Source organism: Zavarzinia sp., from assembly GCF_049306435.1.
GTDB lineage: Bacteria > Pseudomonadota > Alphaproteobacteria > Zavarziniales > Zavarziniaceae > Zavarzinia.
Genome location: NZ_JBAQRT010000307.1, coordinates 1 through 4,002, shown reverse-complemented (window position 1 = coordinate 4,002; position 4,002 = coordinate 1). Strand labels below are relative to the sequence as shown.

Genomic DNA, 4,002 nt, shown 5'->3' with positions numbered 1-4,002 from the left:
GGTCAGGATCGCCAGGGCGAGGGGGTGGCTGGAGCCCGCTTCCAGCGCGGCGGCCAGGGTCAGAACCTCGTCCGCCCCGGCGGCGAGGGGGATCACGTCGGTCACCACCGGCTTGCCCGCCGTCAGGGTGCCGGTCTTGTCGAAGGCGATGGTTTTCAGCTTGCCGATGGCTTCCAGCGCACCGCCGCCCTTGATCAGCAGCCCGCGCCGCGCGCCCGCGGACAGGCCGGCGGCGATGGCGGCCGGCGTCGAGATGACGAGGGCGCAGGGGCAGGCGATCAGCAGCAGGGCGAGGGCGCGGTAAACCCAGGTGCCCCAATCCCCGCCCAGCGCCAGCGGCGGCAGCACAGCGACGATAAGGGCGATGCCGACGACGACCGGCATATAGACGCGGGCGAAACGGTCGATGAAGCGGGCGACGGGGGCACGGGCTTCCTGCGCTTCCTCGACGAGGCGGATGATGCGGGCGATCGTATTGTCGCTGGCGTCCCGGTCGATCGCCACGCGCAGCACCCCGCCGCCGTTGATCGAACCGGCGAAGACCGGATCGCCGGGCGCCTTGGCGCGCGGCACGGATTCGCCGTTCACGGGCGATTCGTCGACATCCGACATGCCCTCGATCACGGCGCCGTCCGAGGGCATGCGATCGCCCGGACGCACCAGTACGAGGTCGCCGGGACGAAGCGCCGCCGCCGGCACTTCGCGCGTGGTATCGCCCTCGATCCGCAGGGCGGTCTTGGGCGAGAGTTCGGCCAGGGCGGAAATCGACTGCCGCGCCTTCGCGGCGGCGAAACCTTCCAGCACTTCGCCGACGGCGAAGAGGAAGACGACGACCGCCGCTTCCTCGCCCGCGTCGATAGCGAGGGCCCCGAGGGCGGCGATGGTCATCAGCATTTCGATGGTGAAGATCGAACCGGAGGTCGCGGCGGCATAGGCCCGGCGGGCGACCGGGATCAGGGCCAGGATCGTCGCGGCACCGAAGGCATAGCTGCCATAGGTGGGCGCGAAGTGATCGACCAGCATGGCCGCCAGCAGCAGAATGCCAGCGCCGATGACCAGCCGGCCCTTGGCCGTCCGCCACCACGCCTTGCCGGCGTCGGCCGGATCGTCATGCGCGTGGTCATGGCCGTGATCATGATCGTGATGGTCATGGCCGTGATCGCCATGCGCCTGATGACCGGCGTCGCCTTCGATCACCTGAAAGCCGAGGCGCCGGATCGCCGCCTGCATGTCGGGCAGGGAGGGGGGAATACCATCTTCGGTCACGATCACCGTGCCGCCGGTCACACTGACATTGACGTCGCCGACACCGGGCAGGCGTTTCAGCGCGGTTTCGATCTTGATCGCGCAGCTCGCGCAATCCATGCCGTCCACTTTCAGCCGATGACGAGCCAAGCCCTTGTCCATGACACCAGTCCTTCACATCTAGTGGACGTGACCATGGAACCTGAAGCCACTGGAGCTTCAAGAGGAAAATCGCGATGACGAAAACACTGGAAATCCGGGACCTCGCCATCGGCGATCTGGCCAGGCGCACCGACACGAAAGTGCAGACCATCCGCTATTACGAGGAGATCGGTCTTCTGCCGCCGCCGACCCGGACGGAGGGCAACCAGCGGGTCTACGGCGAGAGCAGCCTGCGGCGCCTCGCCTTCATCCGCCATGCCCGCGACCTCGGCTTTTCCATCGACGCGATCCGCGAGCTGCTGAAACTGTCGGACCATCCCGACCTGCCCTGCGACGACGCCGATGGCATCGCCCGCCGCCATCTCGACGAGGTAGAGGATCGCATCACGCGCCTGCGCGCCCTGCGGAAGGAGCTGAAGCGCATGCTGGCCGAACATCGCGACCACGGCGGGCGCATCGCCGATTGCAAGGTGATCGAGGTCCTGTCCGATCATGGTCTGTGCAAACACGCCCATTGACGGGCCGCCGGGCTCAATCCAGCTGACGATAGGTCGCCTGGACGAGGCCGGTCGGATAATGGCGGCTGCCCAGCAGCTGCCAGCGGCCATAGGGGACATCCGGCCCGAACAGCGGCCGGCCCTTGCCCAGCATCACGGGCACGCGCGACAGGGTCATGTCGTCGACCAGATCCTCGGCCAGGCCCTGGCGGATCGTCTCGCCGCCGTCGAGATAGACCCGGCGCACGCCGTCCTCGCCCAGCCGGGCGACCAGCAGGGCGAGGTCGCCCTCGTGACGCTCCACCCCCTCGGGCGCGGGGCCGAGATCGCGGTGGGACAGGACGATCACGCGCTTGTCCCCGAAGGGCCAGGGATCGAAGCCCGCCACCATGTCGAACGTCTTGCGTCCCATCACCACGGCGTCGATATCGGCGATGAAGGCGCCATAGCCATAATCCTCGCCGTGCTCGTCCTCGACGGTGGACAGCCAGTCGATGCCGCCCGCCTCGGTCGCGATGAAACCGTCGAGGCTGGTGGCGATGAAGACGGAAATGCGGGGGCGGGCCATGGTGTCCATCCGTGATTGCGGGCCGGGCGACTGTCGGCGATTCTCGCATGGCTTCCAAGTGCGGGCGTGGTGGCGTTTGACTTCACCCTTCGCATCTGCGATAACCACGGCGTCGGATGCACCGACATCAGGCGCTCCAGCCGCGTAAGGGACCTTTCAGGTCCATCCTGTTGAGCGCAGCGATCTCCCCATACGTCGATGGCCCAGGCACGCGGGGCCATTGTGAAGACCTGCCGACCTTCGTGTCCGGCGCCATCGGGGCGCAGGGTGCGGCCGGCATCACATGAAAGTGTGTCTGTGACTCAATTTTCGGACCTCGGCCTGGCCGAGCCCCTTCTCCGCGCCCTCCAGGAAGAAGGGTATGATACCCCGACGCCGATTCAGGCGCGGGCCATTCCGGCCCTGCTCGAAGGCCGGGATATCCTGGGCATCGCCCAGACCGGCACCGGCAAGACCGCGGCCTTCGCGCTGCCCATCATCCATCGCCTGCTGGCCAATCCGGTGCGTCTGGCGCCGAAGACGGTCCGCGCCCTGATCATGGCGCCGACGCGCGAACTCGCGGCCCAGATCGCCGAGAGCTTCCGCACCTATGGCCGTTTCGCCAAACTGAACATCGCCGTCGTCGTCGGCGGCGTGCCCCATGGCGGCCAGATTCGCGCCCTGTCGCGCGGTCTTGACGTTCTGGTCGCGACCCCCGGCCGCCTGCTCGACCATGTCGAAAGCGGCCATTGCCGCCTCGACCATACCGAGGTCGTGGTGCTGGACGAGGCCGATCACATGCTCGATCTCGGCTTCGTCGTGCCGATCCGCAAGATCGTCAGCAAGCTCGCCATGCGCCGGCAGAGCCTGTTCTTCTCGGCGACCATGCCGAAGGAAATTGCCACCCTCGCCGGCGAGATGCTGCGCGATCCGGTGCGGGTCGAGGTGACGCCGGTCGCGACGACCGCGGAGCGCGTGACCCAGCAGGTCTACATGATCGAAGGCGGCGGCAAGCGCGGTCTTCTCCTGGAGATCCTGTCGGGCAAGGACGTGACCCGTCCCATCGTCTTCACCCGCACCAAGCGCGGTGCCGACAAGGTGGCCGAGCATCTCGAAATCTATGGCATCTCCGCTGCCGCCATTCACGGCAACAAGAGCCAGGGCCAGCGCGAGCGCGCGCTTGACGGCTTCAAGACCGGCAAGGTCCGTGTTCTCGTCGCGACCGATATCGCCGCGCGCGGCATCGATGTCGACGCGATCAGCCATGTCGTCAATTTCGAACTGCCGAACGTGCCCGAGCAATATGTCCACCGCATCGGCCGGACCGCGCGCGCGGGTGCCGAAGGCGTGGCGATTTCCTTCTGCGATCGCGACGAGGTGGCCTACCTCCGCGACATCGAGAAGGTGACGCGCCAGAAACTGCCGGTCATCGACCGCCGCGCCAATCCGAATGCCCCGGTCGAGGAAGCCGCGCGTCCCGCCCAGGGCCAGCGCCGTCCCCAGGGTGGCCAGCAGCGCCGTCCGGGTGGCGGTCAGGGCCAGGGCCAGCGC

Annotated in this window: 4 protein-coding genes; 2 read left to right on the top strand and 2 right to left on the bottom strand. The window is 67.6% G+C overall.

Annotated features, from left to right (window positions below; all coding sequences use genetic code 11):
- Positions 1–1,407: heavy metal translocating P-type ATPase (locus WAZ62_RS17065; RefSeq protein ID WP_422644738.1), on the bottom strand; the 1,407-nt coding region annotated here is incomplete at its 3' end.
- Positions 1,408–1,481: 74 nt separating this feature from the next.
- On the opposite strand from WAZ62_RS17065, the gene WAZ62_RS17060 reads away from it, so the two are divergent.
- Positions 1,482–1,925, top strand: a complete 444-nt coding sequence (locus tag WAZ62_RS17060) for a MerR family transcriptional regulator (protein ID WP_422644737.1) — start codon at positions 1,482–1,484, stop codon at positions 1,923–1,925.
- Between the two features lie 13 nt (positions 1,926–1,938).
- Here WAZ62_RS17060 and WAZ62_RS17055 read toward each other — a convergent pair whose 3' ends face one another.
- Positions 1,939–2,472 (bottom strand): dihydrofolate reductase family protein, encoded by a 534-nt coding sequence (locus WAZ62_RS17055; protein ID WP_422644736.1) that lies wholly within the window; start codon positions 2,470–2,472, stop codon positions 1,939–1,941.
- A gap of 297 nt (positions 2,473–2,769) precedes the next feature.
- Between WAZ62_RS17055 and WAZ62_RS17050 the strand changes: the two genes are divergently transcribed.
- On the top strand, positions 2,770–4,002 hold a 1,233-nt coding region (locus tag WAZ62_RS17050; protein ID WP_422644735.1), incomplete at its 3' end, for a DEAD/DEAH box helicase.